The following is a 24,064-nucleotide window of genomic DNA, read 5'->3' as shown; positions in this document are numbered from 1 at the left end:
TAGGTGGTTGACCCTAATGAAGAAAGTTTTTGTAATTTATCGTGATGATATTTTAAGTATTGTAACCAACTGGGCAGCTGCAGCTATTATTCTAGCCTTGATGATCCTTCCATCACTTTATGCATGGTTCAATATTAAAGCTTCCTGGGATCCATATGGAAATACAAAAGGAATACCCATTGCTGTTTCAAATGATGATCTTGGGGCAACGTTAAAAGGGCAACAAATCAATATTGGTAAAGAGGTTATTCAATCCCTTAAACAAAATTCATCATTGGGGTGGAAATTTGTTGATACTACTACGGCTAAAAAGGGAGTAGAACACGGTGTCTATTTTGCCAGTATTTCTATCCCGAAAGATTTCTCTGCCAAAATAGCAACGATTCTTAGTGATAATCCCCAAAAACCCGAACTTGGTTATATGGTTAATGAAAAGATAAATGCCATTGCCCCTAAAATCACTGCCAAAGGTGCATCCGGAATAAAAGATGAAATAACCAAAAATTTCATAAGGGCGGCTAACGGAGTGATTTTTACTATTTTTAATCAACTTGGAATTGAATTACAAAAAAACTTGCCTGATATTGAAAAGCTAAAAACGATGATTTTTTGGCTGAATGACCATCTTTCAGAAGCTGAAAAAATTATCAATACTGCTGCTGAAGATGCGGACACTGCTCAAAGAATCGTTGCTGAATTACAAAAAAATGTTCTTGCTGTTGAAGGAATCATTAATAATAGCCGTCTACTATCCGAACAATTAACTTCATTCCTTGACAGCAATAAAGATGCCTTTTCAAATCTTGTTCCAACTGTTAAGCAAAATTTACTATATATGCAGCAAAATGCAGCAGCAATTGAACAAATTTCTACAGTTGTTCTTTCAACAAACGCAAGTGCTGAAGAGAAAAAAACGGCCGTCGCCAACGGGATATCCACTCTTAATACTCTTACAAAAATGGACATGCTTTTAATCACGCTGTTTGAAAAATTAAACGGGATGGGAGACCCAAAAACGTTTGATTATCCAATAGAACTATTAAACCGCCAAAAAGATTTATCCGAAAAGCAATTAAACAATTTAAAAGAGATTCAAACCCAAATGGCTCAAGGCCTGCAACCTTCTCAGCAATTGATTGTAATCACGAATATTTTATCAAAGGAGGCGTCTTCACTTCTTCAACAAGTAATGAATCAGTACGATTCGCAAATTGTACCAAAAATGCAGCAAATTAATGAAATTGCGAAGACAATACCGATGAAGGCCAAAGTTTTTTTTATAAAGGCTGACAAAACGCTTCCGCAAATAAATAAAATACTTAATGATACCTCTGCCGGTATCTCATTTGGAAAAAGGGATTTATCACTCATAAAGAGGGATTTTCCTACAGTTAAACAAAAAATATCTTCTCTCGCCAACCAAATTCGCGACTTTGAAAAGACAGAGGATATCCGTGAAATTATCGATCTCCTCAGAAATGATGTGAAAAAAGAAAGTGATTTTTTTGCAGAACCCGTGTTGTTAAAAGAGAAAAGACTCTATCCGATCCCCAATTACGGATCGGCAATGTCGCCATTTTTTACTACATTATCTCTTTGGGTGGGGGCGATGCTATTAATATCATTAATTCCTGTTGAAATGAGCAATTTGCCAAAAAACTACCACCCAAATCATCTTTATTTAGGTAGGTTTTTAACCTTTTTAACAATTGGTCTATGTCAATCCATAATTGTTACAGTCGGTGATATCTATCTTTTACATACCTATGTGGTCGCAAAGCTGTGGTTTATCCTTTTCGGGTTGCTGATTAGTTTTTTATTTATGTTAATCACCTATACCTTCGTATCTATTTTTGGGAACATCGGAAAGGGATTAGCTATTGTCTTACTTGTTCTGCAAATTTCCGGTTCGGGCGGAACCTTTCCAATCCAAGTTATGCCGCCTTTCTTCCAACGTCTAAATCCCTATTTACCGTTTACCTATGCCATCAGCCTAATGAGAGAAGCAGTCGGAGGTATCCTATGGGATGTAGTCAAAAAGGACCTTTCCATTTTCATTTTTATTACCTTTATTACCCTATTATTTGGCCTTGTGCTAAAAGAACCCCTCGAAAAATGGGGTGGGGGTTTAAAAAGGAAGGCAAGTGAAAGCCGACTTATACATTAAAATGGGTACGTTTATTCCGTCAGGATAATAATTCTGAAAATAAAACAGATACTATTTTTACCTGGATTTTGATTTTGGAGGAGGCCTTTTTAGTGCACAATAAAAAATCATTGCTATTGCTACTAACTCTCACTCTAGTTTGGCAAGCTTCCCCGTCTTTATCACATGCGCTTGAAAACACGGCACCTACGGAAGGAATGGTCGATTTACGTATCCTTGAAACAACCGATTTACATGCTCACTTAGTCAATTATGATTATTACCAATCAAAAGTAGACAATAGGTTCGGTCTTGTCAAAACCGCCACACTTATACATCAGGCAAGGAATGAAGTTAAAAATTCATTATTGTTTGATGATGGCGATCATTTAAAAGGAAATCCGCTTGGAGAGTTTTTGGCGAGAATAAGAGGGATTCATAAAGGCAAAATCCATCCGGTTTATCGGGCATTTAACTTTTTAGGTTATGATGCCATCGCAATTGGAAATCACGAACTTAACTATGGTTTAAGCTTTTTAAATGCTGCCTTGAAAGGCGCCAAAATGCCTGTTGTGAATGCGAATGTTTACCAAGTTAAAAAAAATAAACCCTATTTTAAACCATATGTGATTCTGAAACGGAATGTTGTTGACCAACAAGGCAAACAGCAGGTACTTAATGTTGGTGTTATTGGATTTATGCCGCCGCAAATCATGAAATGGGATAAAGCAAACCTGGAAGGTAAAGTGATAGCTGAACCGATTGTTGATACAGCAAAAAAATATGTCCCGATTATGAAGGCAAAGGGGGCAGATATCATTATCGCGCTTGCCCATACCGGCATAAGCAGCGAACCGTATTTTCCCGAGACGGAAAACGCAGTCTATTATCTAACGCAGATTCCTGGAATTGATGCTGTTTTAGCAGGACATTCACATGGTATTTTCCCCGGACCGCTTTTTTCCCGTCTTCCTAATACAAATTTAACTACCGGACAAATTAATACGAAGCCCGTTGTTATGGCAGGCTCTTTTGGAAACCGTCTTGGCGTTATCGATCTAGTGCTCGAAGTAAAAGCAGGAAAGTGGAAAGTTATAAAGGGGACGGCCCTAACAAGACCTGTTGCCGATGAACATGGAAAGCCTCTAGTAAAAACAGATAAAGCTTTATATCGATTAATTCAAAATGAGCATCAGGAAACAGTAGATTTCATTAAAAAATTAGGATTATAGACAAAAAAGCCTTAAAAAGCGGCTATCGGCTATCACTTACGTGATAGCCGCTTTTTCTTCATTATCCAATCCATTTTTTCTGAAAAGCTGAGATACTTTCATATTCTTCTTTCAGCAAACGGGTAAGACGTATATAAATAGGAATTAATTCTTGATATATTTGGACATTTTCCGGATTTGGCTCATGATGATTGGTTGCTCCGACCATTTCAGACACAACATTTAAAGAGCTTATTTCACCCAGGCTGTACAAACCCAGAATGGCAGCACCCAGACAGGAGCTCTCAAAGCTTTCAGGAATATTAACTTCTTGATTAAAGATATCCGCCATCATTTGCCGCCAAAGCTCAGATCGGGCAAAACCGCCCGTAGCCTGGATACTCTTTGGCTCACCAATCAATTCCTCTAATGCCAAAAGTACGGTATATAAATTTAAAATTACACCTTCTAATACTGCACGGATTAAATGCTCTTTTTTATGATGCAATCCTAGCCCAAAAAAGGATCCACGGGCATTTGCATCCCAGATTGGCGCCCGTTCCCCTGCGAGATATGGATGAAAAAGGAGCCCGTCGGAACCTGGCTTTACCAGACCCGCAATTTCAGTCAGCACTTCATAAGAATCTTTTCCTAGACGCTTCGCTGTTTCCACCTCTGCAGATCCTAGCTGATCACGAACCCATCTAAAAATCATACCGCCGTTATTTACCGGCCCCCCAATCACCCAATGGTTTTCCGTTAGGCAATAGCAAAATATTCTTCCCTTTGGGTCGGTAACAGGCCTGTCAGTTACCGTTCGAATAGCACCGCTCGTGCCGATCGTCACTGCCACAACCCCGGGCTCGATAGCATTTACTCCTAAATTCGATAATACCCCATCACTTGCTCCTACAACAAACGGAATCGACTTTGGAAGCATCATGTCAGCTGCGTAGCTTTCACCCATACCATTCAAACTAAAGGTTGTTGCAACAGGCTCCGATAGTTTGTCAATCGTAACCCCGGCTACTTGAAGTGCTTCTTCATCCCATTGAAGTGAAGTCAAATTGAACATTCCGGTTGCAGATGCTACTGAATAATCGATCACATATTTTTCAAATAATTTATAAAAAACATACTCTTTAATAGAGATAAACTTAAATGTTCGATTAAATATATCCGGTTGTTCTTCTTTAAGCCACAACAGCTTTGATAGTGGTGACATTGGATGAATCGGGGTACCTGTCCGAAGGTAAATTTCGTGTCCATTCAGCTCATTTAAAATCTTTTCAGCCCATTTACTGCTTCGATTATCGGCCCATGTAATACACCTTGTTAATGGCTTTCCTGATTCATCTACAGCAATAACGCTGTGCATGGCTGAACTAAACGATACACAAAGGATTTTACTTGGTTTAACATTACTTTTTTGCACAACTGCCTTTATTGTATTGATGACAGCAAGAAAAATTTCTTCAGGATCCTGTTCCGCTGTTGCAGGAGTTGGAGAAAATAAAGGATACTCAATCCCATGGGAAGCAATAACAGAGCCATCTGTAGAAAATAAAACGGATTTAGTACTTGTTGTTCCAATATCAACACCAATTACATAATTTGAGTTCATGAAAACTAATCCCCCTTCTTTTATAAAAAACAAAAATAAATTTTTCATTTTTGAAATCGTTTACAATAAAAAATTTTTCAAATATGTTATACTTATAGTATCTACCCAATTGTTGAAAGGAAATCCCCATGACAAATAGTTGCTTAGGAAAAATTCGTTCCTATTATGCGAGATTTAGTGAAAAGGAAAAGAAAATTGCTAATTATATATTGGATACCCCCGATAAAATTATTCATAGTACCATTAATGAAGTGGCTGAAGACTTGAACGTTGCTGATGCCACTGTCTTTCGTTTTTGCAAGCGAATCGGATTTAAAGGATATCAAGCTATGAAAATTGCACTTGCTTCGGAAATTATTACTCCAATAAAACAGATACACGAAGAAATAACCGAACAGGATAATGAAAAAACCATTTCGGAAAAGGTATTTAAATCAAATATCAGAACCTTAGAAAATACCCTGCAGATTATCGAAAGTGATTCGATCCAAAAAGCGGTAGAATTACTTCATCATGCAGAAAGAGTTGAGTTTTATGGTACGGGAGGCTCAGCCGTGATTGCCATGGATGCTTATCACAAGTTTATACGAACCGGAATAAAAGCTTTTGCATTTCTAGATTCACATTTTCAATTGATGTCTGCATCACAGTTAACAAAAAATGACGTAGCAGTGATCATTTCCCACTCAGGAGCAAATAAAGATACCATCGATATTTTAAATACGGCAAATGAAAATGGTGCCAAAACGATTGGTATAACCAGCTTTCCAAAATCTCCCATTAGCCAAAATGTGGATGTAGCACTGTACACTAGCTCCGATGAAACGGAATATCGATCAGAAGCGTTGGCATCAAGGATTGCTCAATTAAGTCTCATTGATGCGCTTTATGTAAACCTTATGATATTGAACAAAGAAAAAGCAAAGACTGCGCTTGATAAAATCCGAGGTGCTATTTCAGATACTAGAATGTAAAGAAAAACAATGCAAAAGCTATTTGCTATTAAAAGGTGAACCCACTGGGCTCACCTTTTTAATATTTTCTATTATACTATAACATTTAAGATAAGAATAAAGCAGAGTGCTGCCACAGATAAAATTGTTTCCAGTGCAGTCCAGGTCATTAATGTTTCTTTTACTGTCATCCCAAAATACTCTTTTATCATCCAGAAACCGGAGTCATTCACGTGAGAAAGAATAAGAGAACCCGCACCGGTCGCTAAAACAAGAAGTTCAACATTTGTACCTGGAATTGCTGCTGCAATCGGTGCAACGATACCTGCAGCAGTCATCATTGATACTGTTGCCGATCCGGTTGCAATACGAATCATTGCTGCGATTCCCCAGCCTAAAAGAATTGGAGACATATGCGATGCTTTAGCTAATTCAGCAATGTAAGTACCAATTCCTGAATCAAGTAGTACTTTATTGAATGCTCCGCCGCCGCCAATCACTAAAAGAATCGAAGCAGTTGGAGCCAAGCAATCATTTGTAAACTTTAATACGGTTTCACGACTCATGCCGCGGAAGAAACCAAGGCTAAAGAATGAATAAACAGTTGCAATTAATAAAGCAACAACCGGATCTCCTACAAAATGAAAAGCTTTATATCCGAAACTGCCTTTTTCCATTACTAGCTCTGATACAGATGAAGAAAGCATTAAGATAACAGGTACAAGAATGGTAAATACTGTGTTAAAAAAGCCTGGAAGTTCCTTCAAATCTTTTGGTGCTGCCATTTGATCTGCGAGTTCTTTTGGAACTGTTTTATGAATACGTTTTCCAATCCAAGCGCCGTATAATGGTCCGGCAATAATTGCAGTTGGAAGACCAACGATAAGCGAGTAGATAATTGTTTTACCGACATTTGCTTTGAAAATACCTACTGCAGCCATTGCTGCCGGGTGTGGAGGAACAAGCCCGTGGACAACTGATAAACCGGCTACTAACGGAACACCGATCTTAACGAGTGAAACACCTGTTTGCCGAGCGATCGTAAACACTAGTGGCACTAATAGAACAAAACCAACTTGGAAAAATACAGGAATACCGACGATAAAAGCTACAACCATCATTGCCCAGTGAACATTCTTTTCACCGAAGCGTTTAATCAGGGTTTGGGCTATGCGTTCAGCACCACCCGATTCAGCCATCATTTTACCAAGCATGGTTCCAAGACCGAGAACAATTGCTAGGAACCCTAAGGTATTACCCATACCGGCTTTGATTGAATCAATGATTCCGGGATGTGTTGGATCCGGTGCAATCAATGGCATACCTGTTGCCAAACCTACTCCGACCGCGGTAATAATAAGGGCTACAAAAGGATTTAACTTCGCCACAGTAATAAGTAACAGCAAAGCCACAATTGCAGCAAAAACAATGAATAATAACATGAATGAGACCCCCCAAAAATATTTTTAAACTTCACTTTTTGCAAGCGCTTTTTGAAAGCACTTTCATCTGTTGAGTAAATTATATGAAAAAAATTTTCACAATGCAATACATTTTTTTAAAAAATATTTATCGATATTTCAACTTTTCACTTCCACTTATAAGCGCAAACAAAAAAAGAGTTGCTGCAAAGGTTAAACCAAACAGCAACTCTTTTTATTTAAAGCATCCATCTCAATAAGGGCAAATCCCCCTGTCCCGTAATTGGAAGGGATTTTACCGAAGCAACTGCTTGTCATAGTGGAATTCCTCTCTATCATTTTGACTTCCACACCTGTTCATAAACCTTTTTCAAAGGAACATTATGGGTTTGGGCAATGTTTTTACATTCTTCAAACTCCGGTGCTCTTTGAACGATTTTTCCATCGAGAATTCCCTCTTTAACCATCACGGTACCCCATTGTGTATCAACGCTTCTAAACACTCTTTCTAATCGGTGGACTGTTAGGGGGTAATAACGTAAACCGAGTGTGGTAGTTTCCTTAAACAGAATTTCTTTCATTTTATTAATATTTTCACTTGAACAGAGTAATTGAAGTAATACTCCAGGTCTATTTTTCTTCATATAAATTGGGGTATAGAATACATCATTTGCACCGGAATCGAAAAGTAAATCCATTACATATCCAAGCCATTCTCCCGGAATGTCATCGAGATTCACTTCCATTTTAAACATTTGATTATCAAGATGTTCATGATCCGGAGGTAGTTGAGAAACCATCTGGAAAACTCCTCTCACATTATTGTTGTTGACCGATTCATTCCAGTGAAAAAAGCTTACTCCCCAATAATAACACGGACCACATTTGGATGACTTTTAAAACTTTTTGTCCCTGCACCATACCCAATCCCCACTATCCAACCCCCTTTATTCAAAAAACCCAATTTGTTCAGTAAGAAATTATTAAAAGTGCTTGGCTATATCCTTTGCCAACATTTCATATTTCTCATAAATATTTTTATAGACTGCACTGTTTTCATTATTGGGGATAAATGCATTCCCCATAGGGATATTCCTTTTAATTTCTTCAAAGGAATTAGCTTTGCCAATGGCCACTAATGCTGTCCAAGCTGCTCCCCATGCCGCACTGTTATGTGTCTCGGAAACAAAAATTTCAGTTTCAAAAATATCAGCCATCATCTGCAGCCAAATGGTTGACCTTGATAAACCGCCGTTAACAAAAATCTTTTGCGGTTCTCCTGCCAATCTCTCTAAAGCTTTCCCTATTTGAAAAAGATTAAAAGTTATTCCTTCAAGCACTGCGCGGATAAAATGTTCCTTTTTATGTGTGATTGATACTCCATAAAAATTCCCTTTTGCATGTTGATTCCACAACGGAGCTCTTTCCCCATTTATATATGGTAGAAAGATAATTCCTTCGGCCCCGGGTGCAACGTGCTCCGCTTCAGAAAGAAATTCATTATAGCTTCCTTGGTAGTTCATCAACTCTTTTAACCATTGGAGTACGATACCGCCATTATTCGTTGGACCGCCAATAATGGTGGTTTCCTCCGTAAAGGAATAACAAAAGGTTTCATGATTTTCACTTATTTTAGTTCCTTTTGTTAATTGCCTTATGGCACCGCTAGTCCCAACTGAAACGGCAACTTCACCTGGGAGAATAGCCCCAATCCCTAAATTAGCCAATTGTCCGTCTGCAGCTCCGACCACAAACGGTATTTCCGGATTAATTCCCATTTCTTCCGCAATATTTCTCTTGATTCCTCTTAATATTTCGGTAGGCGGGACAAGTTTCGAAAGCTGATCACTGTCTATGCCCGTAAGTTCCAATAATTCGTTGTCCCATTGATGTGTATGGGGATTGAATAATCCTGTTGCGGATGCCATGGAATAGTCAACAACCCTTTGTCCAAACCATCTCTCTAGTAAATACTCCTTAATTGACATAAAATATTTCGCTTTTTTATATGGTTCATATTGTGTTTCCTTCATCCATAATAATTTTAAAAATGGTGACATAGGGTGAATAGGTGTCCCTGTTTTTGAATAAATTCTGTGCCCATGTGTTTCCATTATTTTTTCAGCTTGAGGATTACTTCTTCCATCAGCCCAAATAATTGCAGGTGACAATGGCATACCGTCTTCATTTATACATATAAGTGAATGCATGGCAGATGAAAACCCAAGTGTTATTATTTCGTTATTCTCAATCCCTGCTTTTTCAACAGTAACTCTTACTGCTTGAACTGCAGCTCGCTCAATATCGTCCGGATTTTGCTCCACCCAGCCGGGCTGCGGGTAATAGGAGCTAATCAATTCCTCAGACTCGGAAATTGAATTTCCTTTCAAATTAAAAACGCATGCTTTGACACTTGTTGTACCAATATCAATCCCTAATACAAACTCTCTTGCCATCCTTCATCTTCCTTTTTATAAATACTATTGGAATGGTATAGATCTATATATTATTTTGCTTGTCTTAATTGAAAGGGCCTTGGATCATTCCAAAGCCCTTTCCCCTTTATTTAATCTAAATATTAAAGCATGACAATCCAGTATATATTTTAAGCAAGAACCTTGTTCATACTGCCGCTCAGGTACCCTATTAAATCTAAAGTAATATATTTATAACCGTAATTTTGCAGTTCATTTACAATAGATTCATGGTTTTCCAGAATGGTTTTCATATCATTTGGTTCAACCTCGATTCTTGCAATATCCTGATGTGTCCGGACACGCACCTGACGAATATCAAGGGTTTTTAAAAAGGCTTCTGCTTTTTCAACTCCACTGCAGCCTTTAATAAAAATGTACTATCTACTCCACCTGAGAATGCTACAACTACTGATTCCATTTCTCGGAGAATAGACGCTAAGTTGTTATATTTCTCAGCTAACATTGTCTGTTCTCCCTTTCTTTGATAATCTTTTTAACAACAACCACTTTTTTAACATATTTGATGGGCAGCAGCTTTATGTGCAAGAATTTATTAAATGGTCATGCTGCCAAAACCGCCGTCAACTCGAATTAGAGCACCGGTAACAAAGCTTGAAGCTTGTTCTGAAGCCAGCCAAACAGCAGTTCCTTGCAATTCTTCTGCCTCACCAAAGCGTTTCATTGGTGTATGCATCATAATAGATTCAATTCGTTCTTTGTCCAAAATTTTCCGGTTTTGTTCAGCAGGGAAAAAGCCGGGAATAATCGCATTGACACGAATTCCATGTGGAGCAAATTCACGTGCTAAAAACTGAGTCACGCTATTAAGTCCTGCTTTTGAAACTGAATACGTAAACACTCTTGAAAGCGGCGTAGTTGAAGAAACAGACGAAATATTAATGATGCTGCCTTTTCTTTCCTGTTCAATCATTCTTTTTGCGAAAATCTGACACGTTAACACGATTCCTTTTAAGTTGATATCCATAATTTTATCCCACTCGTCCATACCGAGTTCAAAAAATGGTGTCGCACTGTTTGTACCGGGTGCATTCAAAAGAATATCCCAACCGCCGGACCATTGTTCAATTTCATTCGCTACTTGTAATAAAGAGTCTTGTAAACTTACATCTGCTTGAAAAGCTTTTGCCTCACCGCCACACTCTTTAATGTCCTTGACAACTTCCTCTGCTTTTTCCAAATTTCGTCCAACAATGGCAACTCTTGCTCCTTGTGCTGCTAATCCTTTAGCCATGCTTGATCCTAATACACCATTTCCACCGATTGCAACCGCTGTTTTTCCTGTCAAATCAAATAAGTTTGTCATGTTTCTACTCTCCCTAATTGTCTAAAATAAATTTTCTTTTTTATCGAAAGAAAAATCATAAAGATCTGAGCTTCGTTCCATATTTGGATGCTTTTCGACATACTCAAGTAATGATTCTGAAACTTCTATTTCACTAAGTACAAGTGTATTTTTTATGCGAACCATTTTTACATTTTTAAAGTCCAAGATATTGCAGGTTTTAATAGCCGCTTGAATCGCCTGTTTATCGGTAGGCAGTGTCGTAGCAATTTTTGTTGGAGCCACAACGGTTGAGGTTAACCCATTGGCATAGGTTCCTTCTTTATCCATCTTGTCTACAAGTCGTTGGGTTGTAAAATCTGCCGTTCCGACTCCATTGGCATTCCCTTCTGATTGAGGCGTTACATCAAGCACCACCATTTTGTTAACATCCGGTCCACCGGATGCATACGGGGTTGGATAACGCCCCGTGATATTCGGATCCATTCCATCACCACTAATGTTTTTACCGATTTCATCAATTACAAGGACGTCCAATTGATCAAAATAAAGCTTTGGCAATAACGCTTTTGCTTGTTTCTGTAATTCGGGTTCTTTTTCAATAATCTCTTTTGGAGTAAGCACTTCTATAATTGCCACTTTATCAAATGCATTTTCAACCGTTGCAATCCCGAAAAGAACCGGCGTTTTCTCCATAATGATTTTCGCCATGGCCGGTACATTTTCAGCCATATATTTAAAACCCATTTGGTGACAGGCTTCAGCCCCTTTTTGCTTCCCTAAACCAATACTAATCATCTTCATAATTCCGCTCTCAACCTGTCCACGGAAAGCAGTATGTGGTTTCACCCGGTTAATAACCACGATTCCATCCGCTTCTGAAGCAAATTTATCTACATATACCGGTAAACCATTTGGTAATTCACCTACTTTCACTACCTCCATTGAAGAACGAATTTCGGCACCAACGCTTTTTTCGCTAACCCCAAGGTGCTCTAAAACAGCACGCTGTCCTTCTGCCGTTGCCCCGCCATGACTTCCCATACTCGGCACAATAAAAGGTTTCGCTCCTAAATCTTTTAGAAATTGAACTGTAACGGCTGTAATTTCAACAATACGATCAAGGCCTCGGCTTCCGATTGCTACAGCTATTTCCATTCCGGGTTGAATTTTCCCGACGATATTTTCAATGTTTAATTTTCCATTCAATTCTTGACCAAGATCAATAATCTTTTTATTATCAAACTTCACTTTTACTTTTGCCATTTTTGGTACGGGAATATCTTTCAATAATTCTTGTAGAATACCCACGGTCTGCTTCATTCCTTTCTATATCATAAGTGTTACTCAGGGGTTTATAATCCATGTAATAATTAGAACCAAACCAGTATGTTAACTTATTGCAATCCCTTTCAAAATAATTCTTCTTAAATGGATTTTATGATTTCTGAAATAAATAATTTATTTATTATTTTATTTAATTTGTTTATCAAACAAATTAATTATCTGTATAATATCATTATGGTTACTTTACGTCAATATATATGCCGTACTGTATTCCCATTTTGAAGTAATTTGTAAAAATGTACGAACCAAAGGAGGAAAAATATGATGACCGGAGATGCTGCATATATCAAAAAAATAAATAGAAGTTTAATTGTTAGCAAAATTATTGAATATGGGATGAATTCGCGGGCTGATTTATTAAAAATTACCAGTTTAAACAAATCTGAATCAAGCTTTTTTAACCATTTATTAAACATCCATACCCCAAATGACAATTAGCAAATAAACTAAAAGACCTGCTCCCGACACGATACATTGTCGGAGGTCAGGCCCTTAAAAAGTCCGTTTTTTCATCATTAAAACCAATCGCCATAACCTATTTTTCTTAAATAGTCGCCTGAATCTTTAAGGCAGTCAAAATTTATTCAGTCAAAAAAAAAATCTGAAAGCGCTTAATTTTTTTGAAAATTAAAGGTGCCAGAAACCGTCCATAATTTGGATAGAGACTGGCACCTTTTTAGTTATTCCATCCAGTTTGTATGGTATACTCCTTCTTTATCTACACGTTGATAGGTATGGGCCCCAAAATAGTCACGTTGGGCCTGCAATAAATTTGCCGGTAGCGTTTCAGTCCGATAGCTGTCATAGTATGCAATGGCGCTCGCAAATGACGGCACAGGGATTCCACGCTCAATCGCAACGGCAAGGACTTGACGCAAGGCAGCTTGATAGCTTTCTACTATTTCTTTAAAGTAAGGATCTAATAGCAGGTTCGCTAATTCAGGATCCCGATCGTATGCGTCTTTTATTTTTTGTAAGAATTGGGCACGAATAATACAGCCGCCGCGGAAAATCATCGCTATGTCACCATATCGAAGATTCCAATCGTACTCTTCAGATGCTGCACGCATTTGTGCAAAGCCCTGTGCATAGGAGCAAATTTTGCTCATATATAAAGCTTTACGTACCGCTTCAATTAACTCCTCTTTATTACCTTCAAAGGCTGCCGCTTTAGGTCCATTAAGTACCTTACTTGCCTTAACGCGCTCCTCTTTCATTGCAGAAATAAAGCGGGCAAATACAGACTCTGTGATGATCGGCAGAGGTACCCCTAAATCTAAGGCATTTTGACTTGTCCATTTACCTGTACCCTTTTGTCCGGCAGTATCAAGAATCACATCAACCATCGGTTTACCGGTTTCATTATCTACTTTTGTAAAAATATCTGCAGTAATTTCAATTAAGTAGCTGTCTAATTCACCTTTATTCCACTCAGCAAATACCTGGTGAAGCTCCTCCGCTTCTAAACCAAGTACATTTTTCAAAATAAAATAAGCTTCTGAAATTAATTGCATATCACCATATTCAATCCCATTATGAACCATTTTTACATAATGGCCGGCACCGTTAGGACCGATATACGTGCAGCATGGATCGCCATTAACCTTTGCGGAAATACCTTCTAAGATTGGTTTTACAAGTTCATACGCTTCTTTTTTACCACCCGGCATAATGGCCGGTCCTTTTAATGCGCCCTCTTCTCCACCTGAAACTCCAGTACCAATAAAGTGGAAACCTGCCGATTCCAGTTCCTTATTCCGTCTGATCGTATCTTGGAAAAAGGTATTTCCGCCATCGATAAGAATGTCGCCTTCCTCAAGATATGGCTTCAAAGAATCAATCGTAGCATCTGTGGCTGTTCCCGCTTTAACCATTAATAATATTTTTCTTGGCTTTTCTAAAGAATTCACAAATTCTTCAATCGTTTGTGCACCAAAGAAGTTTTTTCCTTCGGCTTCGTTCTTTAAGAAAGCTTCTGTTTTATCATATGAACGGTTAAAAACAGAAACGGAATACCCGCGACTTTCAATATTTAATGCAAGGTTTTTTCCCATTACAGCTAAACCGACCACACCAATTTGCTGATTAGACATATCTTATCCCTCTTCCTTTCTTTCTCCTTTAATTCTTTTGGACATTACAATAATAGTACTTATCCCTTAAAGTTAAAATCAGGGATTGCTGTCCAGTGCTTGCGCAATTCATGAGCTACATATTTTGGTTTGCGTTCCCGGGTAAATATCCCTTTTTTATTCCCTTGAACACGAATAATTCCCTGACTTGTCGCAAAATCCGCAAAATTCCATACCTGCTCGCCGACAAAGTGGTTTAATTCATCAAACACTTCATGGTTTGCCTTATAAAATTCAACTTGATATTCTTCCGTAAACATAACAGGCTCAACATCATGAAATCCTGTGACTGTATCTGCTCCATATTCAGTCATCATAAATAGTTTGTCAGGGCAGCGCTCGAGCCAGCCGTTGAATTCCGCACGTAGTTTTGCTTTTGCAGAGTCAAGGTCACCACCATCAATATAACATCCATAATAACGGTTAAATGCAAGAACATCAATTAATTCGGCAACTTTATCTTTATCCGGAGTTGACCCTAAGTGTGTCACAAGCGTTACAGGTCGTTTTTGCGGATCAAGTTCCTTCGCTAGCTCTACAAGCGGTTTAAAGTATTCAAATGCACCATCTTCTTCTGAAGCCGGTTCATTAGCGACATTCCACATGACAACGGATGGGTGGTTTTTATCCCGTTTGATGAGTTCCTTGATGACATCTTGATGATGTTCAAAGGTTTTAAGTTCCTTCCAAGTATTTCTTTGTGCGACACCACCTGATAACATGACCATAAAGTTCAAATGTAAGCCTACTGCAGGTACTTCATCAATGATGACAAAGCCTTCACGGTCAGCAAGACGCATCAATTCTTCTGAATAAGGGTAATGGGATGTGCGGAATGAGTTGCCCCGATCCACTTCATCAGATTAAAATCCATTACATTGGCTGCTTCATCAAAGCCTCTGCCATGTATCGGTGAATCTTCATGTTTTCCGAAACCTTTAAAATAAAATAGTTTATTATTGATCAGGAAATTTCCGTCCTTCACTTCGACTGTTCTCACAATGGCTGCTCATATTGGTCGACTGTTTTTCCATTTTCGATTAATTAATATTCAGTGTGTACAAATACGCATTTAAAGGTTCCCATAGCTTCACGTTTGAAATATTGATTGAGCCGGAGGCTCCTTCAGCTGTGCCAACAGACACTCCTGTTTCATCCAATACACTTACTTTTACCTTGTTACGGAACCGAATCGCAAAACAACACGCTCAGAAGTAAGAATAGCAGGGTAAAAGATTCCTCTTAAAATTTTTCAGTCTTTACCGTTCCATAAAGTATCTTTCTGCATTACCATATCCTATATTCCTAACCATTTGTTCCAGGAACTCCATCTTAAATGGAGCCAATCCTTTTTCCACCCAGTCACCTAAAAGATTGCAAAGGATCCTGCGGAAATAATCATGGCGCGCATAGGATAGGAAACTGCGTGAATCTGTCAACATACCAATAAAGTGACTTAGCATTCCAACGTTTGCCAGATCTCGCATTTGCTTTTCCATTCCATCTATATGGTCGTTAAACCACCAGCCGGAACCAAATTGAATTTTCCCCGGAATACCTTCTTCATAGAAGTTACCCATCATGCCGGTAAGAACCGCATTATCTTTAGGGTTCAAGTTAAATAATACTGTTCTTGGCAAAGCATCCTCTTGATTCAGAGCGTCTAGGAAACATGACAAGCCTTCTGCCATATTTGCCTCTCCGACAGAGTCAAACCCTGTATCCGGACCAAGAAGCTCTTTCATTTTTGTATTGTTGTTGCGCATTGCTCCCATATGAAGCTGCATAACCCATTGCTTTTCCGCATACATTTTTCCTAGTTCTTTTAATACGAAAGAACGGTAAGCAACTATTTCATCATTTGAAAGCTGTTCGCCGCTTATTCGTTTATCAAAAATCAAGACGATTTCTTCTTTGGTTGCTTTTATAAATTCCATTTTCTGAATATCATGATCGGATGCACAGCCGCCATTTTCATGGAAGAAATCCACCCTCTGTTTTAAGGCGTTTAAAAATCCATCAAGAGAATCTGTCTTGATACCGGAAACTTCGGCTAATTTTTCAAGCCATCCGTTAAAAGTTGGACGTTCAATAAAAAGAGCTCCGTCAGGACGGAATGTCGGTGCAATGATTGCCTTAAACGATACATCATTCCTCAATAATTGATGGTATTCTAAAGTTGAAACAGGATCATCTGTTGTTCCAATAAACTTGACATTTGCTCTTTCAATAAATGCCCTTGGTCTGAATTCCGGTTGCTTTAGCATTTCGTTGCATGCATCATAAATTTCTCGGGCTGTTTCCGGATTCAGCTGTTTTTCAATTCCAAAAAACATTTTCAATTCCATATGTGTCCAATGATAAAGCGGGTTTCCAATTAAATGCGGGATTGTTTCAGCCCATGCTGAAAATTTTTCCCAATCATTAGCGTTACCTGTAATGTATCTTTCACCGATACCGTGCATACGCATCGTACGCCATTTATAATGATCTCCGCCTAGCCATATTTGTGTAATATTTTCATAAGGTTTGTTTTCCCAAACCTCCTGTGGAGCTAAGTGGCAGTGAAAATCAAAAATCGGTAGTCCCTCTACTGCATTTTCATATAATTTAAGCGCAGTCTCAGAATTTAACAAAAAGTGTTTGTCTAAAAAGGTCCTTCTCATCATTTTCCCCTCCAGCTATAAATAATGGTATACCGTTTTCACGTTTTTTCTGTAAACCCTTACAAAAGAATTAAAAGGATAATCAAAAATACATCCATTTTAATTTGTTTATTAAACAAATTAAACACAAACATAATTTATCATTTATATTGTGTTTCGTCAATGAACACCTTCTATTTAATAGAAATAAATCGAAAAATGAAAGAACCTGATATAATAGGAGTATACTTATAGTTAGATTGCCGAAATGGAGGATATAAATGGTTACAGGTGATGCTGCATATATAAAGAAAATCAATCGCTCTTTAATCATCAGAAAAATTGTTAAGGAAGGAATGATTTCACGGGCAGATTTATCCAAGGCCACAGACTTAACGAGAGCTACCATCTCGGCACAAGCTGCTGACCTATTGGAGGAAGGATTGATTGTCGAGACACAACTTGAGCATTATTCTGTAGGCAGAAAGCCAATCATGCTCTCGTTAAACGGTCAAGCAGGCTATGCGCTTGGCATTGACCTTGATTATGGTCAGATTTCTTTTACACTCTCGGACCTTCTAGGCAGTCCTGTTTCGTCAATTGTTATCAAATTAAATACAACTGACTATTCTGAGATTCTTCATCTATTAATAGAACAAATCAAAAAATTCGAGACAAATTACACCGATAGTCGTTACGGAATCGTTGGAGTTGTAATTGCTATCCATGGTCTAGTTACAAAAGATGAAGTCGTTCACTATGTGCCACGTCTTGCGTGGAATAATATCAACCTAAAAGATGATCTGCAAAAGGAAATCGGTATTTCAGTTTACCTTGAAAACAATGCAAATCTTTGCTCTTTTGCCGAGAGGGTATTTGTTCACCATGAAACAGATAATCTATTATGCGCGACTCTCTATTCAGGTATCGGGATCGGCTTGATGATGAACAGTGAGTTTTTTCGCGGGCATGATGGATATGCAGGTGAAGCAGGACATATGATTGTTGTACCCGGAGGAAGGTCATGTAAATGCGGAAATAAAGGATGCTGGGAAAAATACGCCTCCGAATCGAGCATTTTTGAATATTTGTCCGAAAATAGGCAAATTGAAAACGTAACGTACGAACATATTCAAAAATGGCTTGAAGAAGGTGATGAGGAAGTACACGGATTGATGGAACAATCTATTTACTACCTATCAATTGGGTTGAATAATATGATTAACATATACAACCCCGATGTGCTCGTGCTGGATGGTGAGCTGCTTCGAATGTATCCGGATTCTCTTAACAAAATTAAAGCAAACCTGAATTCTTCCATCAGTCATTACCGAGAATTGTTGATTTCTTCAATTGGTAAGAAATCATGCGTCCTGGGTGCATGCGCGCTGGCCATCAAACATTTTCTTGATGTCCCAACCCTAAATCTTCCATATGAGGTATAATTTAACATAAAATTCCATGCAATCGTTTTCTAATATAACAAAATCCCCTAAGTGAAAAACCGTCATAAAGGGGATTTTCTTAATGATGTATACGAGGTGCCGAATAGAAAAAGATCGGGGCTCCATTGAAAGTTAAGCATTATTGATTTTATCTGTAAATTGCTGCGCTCTTCTTTCAACTTCTTCGTAATCCCCCGATTTTATTCCTTTTGTTAGCACACTGCCAACACCTACAGCAAAGCTTCCCTTATCTAACCATTCCAATACATTATCCAGATTTACCCCTCCGGACGGCATAATGTTGATGTTTGGAAGCGGGCCTTGAATATTTTCTATGTAGGATGGACCTACAACACCCCCGGGGAAAACTTTAACAACATCTACCCCTGTTTTTAATGCTTCTACCATTTCAGTTGCCGTTAGACAGCCCGGTAGATAGGGAATTGAATATAGATTACAGGTTTCACTGATTTCCTTTGAAAAGTGTGGACTAACAATATATCGGGCACCATTTAAAATCGCAAGCCTAGCCGTCCCAGGATCAAGAACGGTTCCTGCACCAATGACTGCAGAATGATTATTGGCTTCTGCTAATTTTTTAATAACATCTAAAGCGTTAGGTGTCGTAAAGGTTACTTCAATATTTTTAATTCCGCCTCTTATGCATGCCAGGGAAATTTGATAAGCGTCCTCCTCACTTTCACCGCGTACGACCGCAACAATTTTTCCCTCCTCTAACTGATTTAAAATCGCGAATTTTTTCAGCATACAGCCCCTCCTCATCATTACATTAATCCTAATAATATTAACATAATAAATAAATCTATATAATAGAAACAACTTTTTGTGATATTTGTTTTTTTCCATTCTGATGAATGAAATTAAATGCAATGAAAATGATAATCTTAAAGGGGGTAAAAGAATGAGAGAACATGAGAACACTAAGAATAACCTTAGCTATGAATCAGACGGGAAAATGGGAAATCAAAATAAAGAAAAAAATAATAATAAGCAAAAACCAGTTGAATTTTTCAACACCACACAGGATAGTGAGTAAGTAGAAAAGCTCATACTTCAAAACGAGGATGCCCCATTACATTGGAGCATCCTCTATATCAAAAGTCAAAAGCTAGGAACAAGTTAAATAATCCTGGCTTTTTTATTATTTCAATTAATATGGTTTTATTTTCTTTTTTTGTTTTTATTATCTAATTTATTGTATAATTAGAATGATATGATTCAATACATAAGATTAGATTTTTCAACCTGCTGATATTGTTTCACTAGTAAATCAGGAGCATTTTATTATGATAAAAGATTTTGTTTTGAATGCAGCACTTTTAATCGCGTCCTTCTTTATTATGGGACAGGTCTTTAAAAATAGGCCATTGCAGGTTTCTTCACCCTTTTTAACTAAATTTTACTGGGGGCTTTGTTTTGGAGTACTTGGAAACATTTTAATGCTGTTTAGTATTAAAATAAATCCTACAACTATTGCCGATTTACGACATTTAGCAATTGTTATTCCGGCTGCCTTTGGTGGTTTCATTCCTGCCTTCATTGCTTCTGTTATCATTTCCTCAGGGAGAATATACCTTTTCGGATATAGTTACAATGCCTTATTAGCGGCTTTAGGTGTACTTTTCACCGGAATAGTTTGTGGAGGTATCTCAAAATTAAAATTTCATATGACCTTTAATGCCTTTTTAATGAATCTAAGTGGATTAGTCATTATTTCAATTCTACTCTTCATTAATATTGATGATAAATCCCTCCTCAAATCAGTATTATTAGGACATTACCTAATATCACTGACCGGAGGCTTTTTAGCTTATTTTATTGCTGAGTATATTGCTAAATCTAATGAGGCGCAACTACAATTAAAGTTTAGTGTCATAAAATTAAAGGAGAGCGAGGAACGCTTTCGATTACTAGCTGAATACTCAAGTGACATGATTACCATGCACAATGAAAATCGAGAATTTATCTATATTTCACCCGCAGTAAACGAAATCATTAAATATGAATATCCGGAACTATTAGGTAAAAAAATCGAAAGTTTTATCCATCCCGATGATATTTCCCACACAAACGAAATGTTTGAAAAAGCTCTTAATAACGGTTTCGCGGATTCTACTTACAGGTACTGTACCAAAATGGGCGAATACATATGGATAGAGTCAAAATTAAAGAGTGTACATTTTCAAGAAGGCGGCAGCAAGCGTGTTATTATTGTTTCAAGAAATATTACCGACCGAAAATTAACGGAGCATAAATTAAAAGAAGCCAATGAACTTCTTAATCGGCTTTCTTACATGGATGGTTTAACAGGAGTTTCGAATAGAAGATACTTTGACCATACCCTAGAAAAAGAGTGTTCAAACCTTTCTCATTCTAATTTACCACTTACATTAATCATGTTTGATATCGACTATTTTAAAAAGTATAACGATACATATGGTCACCTAGCCGGAGACCTTTGTTTACAAACTATTGCCCAAACCATTAAGAACGAGGTTACCGGTAATAAAAACTATACATTTTCCCGTTATGGCGGTGAGGAATTTGCTATCATTTTGCCTTTGGCCGTTCAGGAGGAAGGTTTCAAAGTTGCCCAAAAAATTCAACAGTTAATTGAGTCGCTTAATATTCCTCACAGCAGTTCTGAGATTGCGGAAATCGTCACCCTTAGCATAGGAATTGCTTCATTTTTTCCTAATTCCAAAACAAAACCCCAAGAACTGATCCATATGGCGGATACAGCATTATACTTATCTAAAACCAAAGGCAGAAATACGATCTCAATCGTTCAATAAATAACAGAGGTTGACTCATAAGGGTCAGCCTTTGTTTTCTATTTTCGCCGAAATAAGTATTTAGGTGTCGTACAAAAATAGTTCTATTTCCCAGTTAAATCCTGTTTCATGTGATTTATTCATTTTTTTCGAAATATTGTTGAAATTTGGTTGAATATGGTGAAAAATACCTGTAAAATTTTTATAACAGCCATTTTGGACGGTGAAATAATGGAAATTACAAAACATCTTTTCATGAATCTTTCCATTCTCATAATATTTCTCTTCTTTTATTTAGTGTGGCTTGAAAAGAGTAGACGATTTACCATTTCTAAATCTACCATGATTATATTGTTTGTTTTGATGTTATGGTACTGTATTCAATTCTCCTATAATCCCATTACCTTTGCACGTTATGACTTAAGGATCATTCCATTGGTAATTGGCGGTCTGTATTTTGGAATTGGGCCATTACTTGTGATAATTGCCATTATCTTTAGGAGCTTTTACGGATTGGATATCGGTTTTATTGAGACTTTATTGCTTTATATTCCTCTGGGTATTACAGTCTGGAAACAGCACAACTGGTTTTGGAAGCAAAGTCCAAATCGCCGTATTTTAATTGCTGTATGTTTTGGCATAATATTAGGTGTGTTAACGGTCGGAGGAATGGAACTTTCTTATCCCCATCCTTCTTGGCTTGATGCATGGTTTGCTTATTTGGTAATTCCGCCTCTAGGAATCGCAATTATTTCCTACTCAATTGAATTTGTTAAAAAAAATACAGAAATGAAACAGCAATTAATCAAAGCGGAAAAATTAAAAGCTGTTGAACAAATGGGAGCCGCCATATCCCATGAGATTCGAAACCCTCTAACTGCGGCAAGTGGATTTGTTCAATTACTTCAAGATAATCACCTCACAAGGCAAAAACAAAGAGAATACCTTTCCATCGTTAAGGAAGAACTTAATTCCGCCGAAAGGGTTATTCAAGATTATTTGACCTTCGCAAAACCGTCTTTTGTCACGAATGAAGAATTAAACGTAAAAAGCGAGCTTAGGCAAATTATCAAAATCATCCAGCCGATGGCTAATCAAAATTCAGTTGAAATATTAACTGATTTTGCTGTTATAGGTTTCATAAAGGGAGAAAGTCAAAAGTTCCGCCAATGCTTTATCAATGTTCTCAAAAATGCAGTTGAATCCATGCCTAATGGTGGGCAGCTTTTCATATCTTCAGAATTCAGTCAAGATTATTTAACCATAAAGGTGAAGGATACTGGTGTGGGAATGACCAAAGAGCAGCTCGATAGGCTAGGAGAACCCTTTTATTCAACAAAAGGTTCAAAAGGGACAGGACTTGGAATGATGGTGGTCCATAGCATTGTTCGTGCACTGGATGGGACTATTTGGGCAGAAAGTGAACTGGGGATAGGCACTACCTTTTATTTTGAGTTTCCGACCATTAAGCATTTATGAACTACAACATTTTAATTAAAGCGACAAAAAACCGACAGTGCACTCTGTCGGTTTTGTTTTTAGCAAGCCTTTTATGATTTTCCTATTTATTGTTTTATTTTTCATATCCATTAGGATGATTTTGGTGCCAATTCCAAGCATGAGATACAATTTCTTTTAAAGCCGGATATGTTGGAACCCAGCCAAGTTCCTCACGTGCCTTATTGGAAGAAGCGATTAGGATTGCAGGGTCACCGGCACGTCTTGGTGCAACTTCAACTGCAATATCCTTCCCGGTAACCTGGCGGCAAGTATCTATGACTTGTTTCACAGAAAATCCTGTTCCGTTACCAAGGTTATATACACCGCTCTCGTCAGTATTTTTTAATTTTTCTAAAGCAAGATAATGAGCTCCTGCTAAATCGTTGACATGAATATAGTCGCGAATGCAAGTACCATCCTCAGTTGAATAATCATCTCCAAAAATAGAAACCTTTTCACGCTGACCAAGAGCAACTTGAAGGACAATTGGAATCAAATGGGATTCAGGGGTGTGATCCTCTCCAATCCGTCCTTCCGGGTCAGCTCCGGCTGCATTGAAATAACGAAGGCATACAGATTTTAAGCCATATGCTCCGTCTGCCCATTTTAACATTTTTTCAATCGCCAGCTTCGTATCACCATAAGGATTCGTTGGAATCGTAGGGTCTTCTTCCAGTATCGGAACCTTTACAGGGTTTCCGTAGGTTGCAGCTGTAGACGAGAAAACGATTTTTTGTACATTATGCTTAACCATTTTTTTTATAAGATGGTAGGAGCCAATAACATTATTTTCATAGTATTCAAGAGGTTTTTCCACACTTTCACCAACTAATGAATTGGCAGCGAAATGAATTACCGACTCGATATTGTTTGATGTAAAAATTTCATCAAGAAGTGCTTCATCCTTTAGTTCACCCTTATAAACCTTGGCATTTATGACCGCATCCCGATGTCCTTTTTGTAAATTATCAAGCACTATTACTTCTTGGCCAAGCTTTTGTAAATATAAGACTGTGTGGCTCCCGATATAGCCAGCCCCTCCAGTTACTAAAATTGCCATATTGG

General features: G+C 37.8%; 19 protein-coding genes and 2 pseudogenes. 8 read left to right on the top strand and 13 right to left on the bottom strand.

Going from position 1 to position 24,064, the window contains the following annotated elements; genetic code table 11:
* Positions 1-16: 16 nt before the first annotated feature.
* Both J2S10_RS05890 and J2S10_RS05885 read left to right on the top strand, forming a co-directional pair.
* Complete coding sequence (locus J2S10_RS05890; protein ID WP_307405360.1) at positions 17-2,167, top strand: YhgE/Pip domain-containing protein; 2,151 nt, start codon at positions 17-19, stop codon at positions 2,165-2,167.
* Between the two features lie 92 nt (positions 2,168-2,259).
* Positions 2,260-3,378 carry a metallophosphoesterase gene (locus J2S10_RS05885; protein ID WP_307405355.1) on the top strand — a complete coding sequence of 373 codons (1,119 nt, stop codon included), beginning with the start codon at positions 2,260-2,262 and terminating at the stop codon, positions 3,376-3,378.
* Positions 3,379-3,439: 61 nt separating this feature from the next.
* Here J2S10_RS05885 and gntK read toward each other — a convergent pair whose 3' ends face one another.
* Entirely contained in the window at positions 3,440-4,981 is a 1,542-nt protein-coding gene (gene gntK / locus J2S10_RS05880) for a gluconokinase (RefSeq protein WP_307405353.1), read from the bottom strand.
* Positions 4,982-5,109: 128 nt separating this feature from the next.
* On the opposite strand from gntK, the gene J2S10_RS05875 reads away from it, so the two are divergent.
* On the top strand, positions 5,110-5,955 hold the full coding sequence (locus J2S10_RS05875) for a MurR/RpiR family transcriptional regulator (protein ID WP_307405351.1): 846 nt from the start codon (positions 5,110-5,112) through the stop codon (positions 5,953-5,955).
* A 71-nt stretch (positions 5,956-6,026) separates the two neighbouring features.
* Here J2S10_RS05875 and J2S10_RS05870 read toward each other — a convergent pair whose 3' ends face one another.
* The 7 genes from J2S10_RS05870 to J2S10_RS05840 form a co-directional block, all read right to left on the bottom strand.
* On the bottom strand, positions 6,027-7,376 hold the full coding sequence (locus tag J2S10_RS05870) for a GntP family permease (RefSeq protein ID WP_307405349.1): 1,350 nt from the start codon (positions 7,374-7,376) through the stop codon (positions 6,027-6,029).
* A 314-nt stretch (positions 7,377-7,690) separates the two neighbouring features.
* Positions 7,691-8,155, bottom strand: a complete 465-nt coding sequence (larC2, locus tag J2S10_RS05865; RefSeq protein ID WP_307405347.1) for a nickel pincer cofactor biosynthesis protein LarC2 — start codon at positions 8,153-8,155, stop codon at positions 7,691-7,693.
* 183 nt (positions 8,156-8,338) lie between these two features.
* Positions 8,339-9,811: a gluconokinase gene (locus tag J2S10_RS05860; protein WP_307405345.1), complete on the bottom strand. Its 1,473-nt coding sequence runs from the start codon at positions 9,809-9,811 to the stop codon at positions 8,339-8,341.
* Between the two features lie 149 nt (positions 9,812-9,960).
* The gene (locus J2S10_RS05855) at positions 9,961-10,137 is read right to left on the bottom strand and encodes an adenine nucleotide alpha-hydrolase family protein (protein WP_307405343.1); all 177 of its coding nucleotides are present in this window, start codon (positions 10,135-10,137) and stop codon (positions 9,961-9,963) included.
* A gap of 20 nt (positions 10,138-10,157) precedes the next feature.
* On the bottom strand, positions 10,158-10,295 hold the full coding sequence (locus J2S10_RS05850; RefSeq protein ID WP_307405341.1) for a hypothetical protein: 138 nt from the start codon (positions 10,293-10,295) through the stop codon (positions 10,158-10,160).
* A 90-nt stretch (positions 10,296-10,385) separates the two neighbouring features.
* The gene (locus tag J2S10_RS05845) at positions 10,386-11,156 is read right to left on the bottom strand and encodes an SDR family oxidoreductase (RefSeq protein WP_307405339.1); all 771 of its coding nucleotides are present in this window, start codon (positions 11,154-11,156) and stop codon (positions 10,386-10,388) included.
* 21 nt (positions 11,157-11,177) lie between these two features.
* Positions 11,178-12,446 (bottom strand): nickel pincer cofactor-dependent isomerase, group 22, encoded by a 1,269-nt coding sequence (locus tag J2S10_RS05840; protein ID WP_307406744.1) that lies wholly within the window; start codon positions 12,444-12,446, stop codon positions 11,178-11,180.
* Positions 12,447-12,743: 297 nt separating this feature from the next.
* Here J2S10_RS05840 and J2S10_RS05835 point away from each other — a divergent pair.
* Positions 12,744-12,875: pseudogene (locus tag J2S10_RS05835) on the top strand (ROK family protein); the annotation flags it as partial.
* A 287-nt stretch (positions 12,876-13,162) separates the two neighbouring features.
* On the opposite strand, the gene gndA reads toward J2S10_RS05835, so the two are convergent.
* From gndA to uxaC, 3 genes and pseudogenes are all read right to left on the bottom strand, one after another.
* Entirely contained in the window at positions 13,163-14,575 is a 1,413-nt protein-coding gene (gene gndA, locus J2S10_RS05830; RefSeq protein ID WP_307405338.1) for an NADP-dependent phosphogluconate dehydrogenase, read from the bottom strand.
* A gap of 59 nt (positions 14,576-14,634) precedes the next feature.
* A pseudogene (uidA, locus tag J2S10_RS05825) lies at positions 14,635-15,789 on the bottom strand (beta-glucuronidase); the annotation flags it as partial.
* Between the two features lie 84 nt (positions 15,790-15,873).
* Complete coding sequence (gene uxaC / locus J2S10_RS05820; protein WP_307406742.1) at positions 15,874-17,280, bottom strand: glucuronate isomerase; 1,407 nt, start codon at positions 17,278-17,280, stop codon at positions 15,874-15,876.
* A 260-nt stretch (positions 17,281-17,540) separates the two neighbouring features.
* Between uxaC and J2S10_RS05815 the strand changes: the two genes are divergently transcribed.
* Entirely contained in the window at positions 17,541-18,704 is a 1,164-nt protein-coding gene (locus J2S10_RS05815) for an ROK family transcriptional regulator (protein ID WP_307405336.1), read from the top strand.
* Between the two features lie 132 nt (positions 18,705-18,836).
* Here J2S10_RS05815 and J2S10_RS05810 read toward each other — a convergent pair whose 3' ends face one another.
* Positions 18,837-19,472, bottom strand: a complete 636-nt coding sequence (locus tag J2S10_RS05810; RefSeq protein WP_307405334.1) for a bifunctional 2-keto-4-hydroxyglutarate aldolase/2-keto-3-deoxy-6-phosphogluconate aldolase — start codon at positions 19,470-19,472, stop codon at positions 18,837-18,839.
* Positions 19,473-19,626: 154 nt separating this feature from the next.
* Here J2S10_RS05810 and J2S10_RS05805 point away from each other — a divergent pair, with 154 nt between their 5' ends.
* The 3 genes from J2S10_RS05805 (at position 19,627) to J2S10_RS05795 (ending at position 22,978) form a co-directional block, all read left to right on the top strand.
* Complete coding sequence (locus J2S10_RS05805; RefSeq protein ID WP_307405333.1) at positions 19,627-19,761, top strand: hypothetical protein; 135 nt, start codon at positions 19,627-19,629, stop codon at positions 19,759-19,761.
* A gap of 250 nt (positions 19,762-20,011) precedes the next feature.
* On the top strand, positions 20,012-21,520 hold the full coding sequence (locus J2S10_RS05800) for a diguanylate cyclase domain-containing protein (protein WP_307405331.1): 1,509 nt from the start codon (positions 20,012-20,014) through the stop codon (positions 21,518-21,520).
* A 210-nt stretch (positions 21,521-21,730) separates the two neighbouring features.
* Positions 21,731-22,978: a sensor histidine kinase gene (locus J2S10_RS05795; protein WP_307405329.1), complete on the top strand. Its 1,248-nt coding sequence runs from the start codon at positions 21,731-21,733 to the stop codon at positions 22,976-22,978.
* Positions 22,979-23,072: 94 nt separating this feature from the next.
* Here the strand turns inward: J2S10_RS05795 and galE are convergent, their stop codons facing one another.
* Entirely contained in the window at positions 23,073-24,059 is a 987-nt protein-coding gene (galE, locus tag J2S10_RS05790; RefSeq protein WP_307405327.1) for a UDP-glucose 4-epimerase GalE, read from the bottom strand.
* Positions 24,060-24,064 lie beyond the last annotated feature (5 nt).

This window comes from Neobacillus ginsengisoli (assembly GCF_030813055.1).
This window is presented reverse-complemented; position numbering and strand designations above follow the sequence as displayed.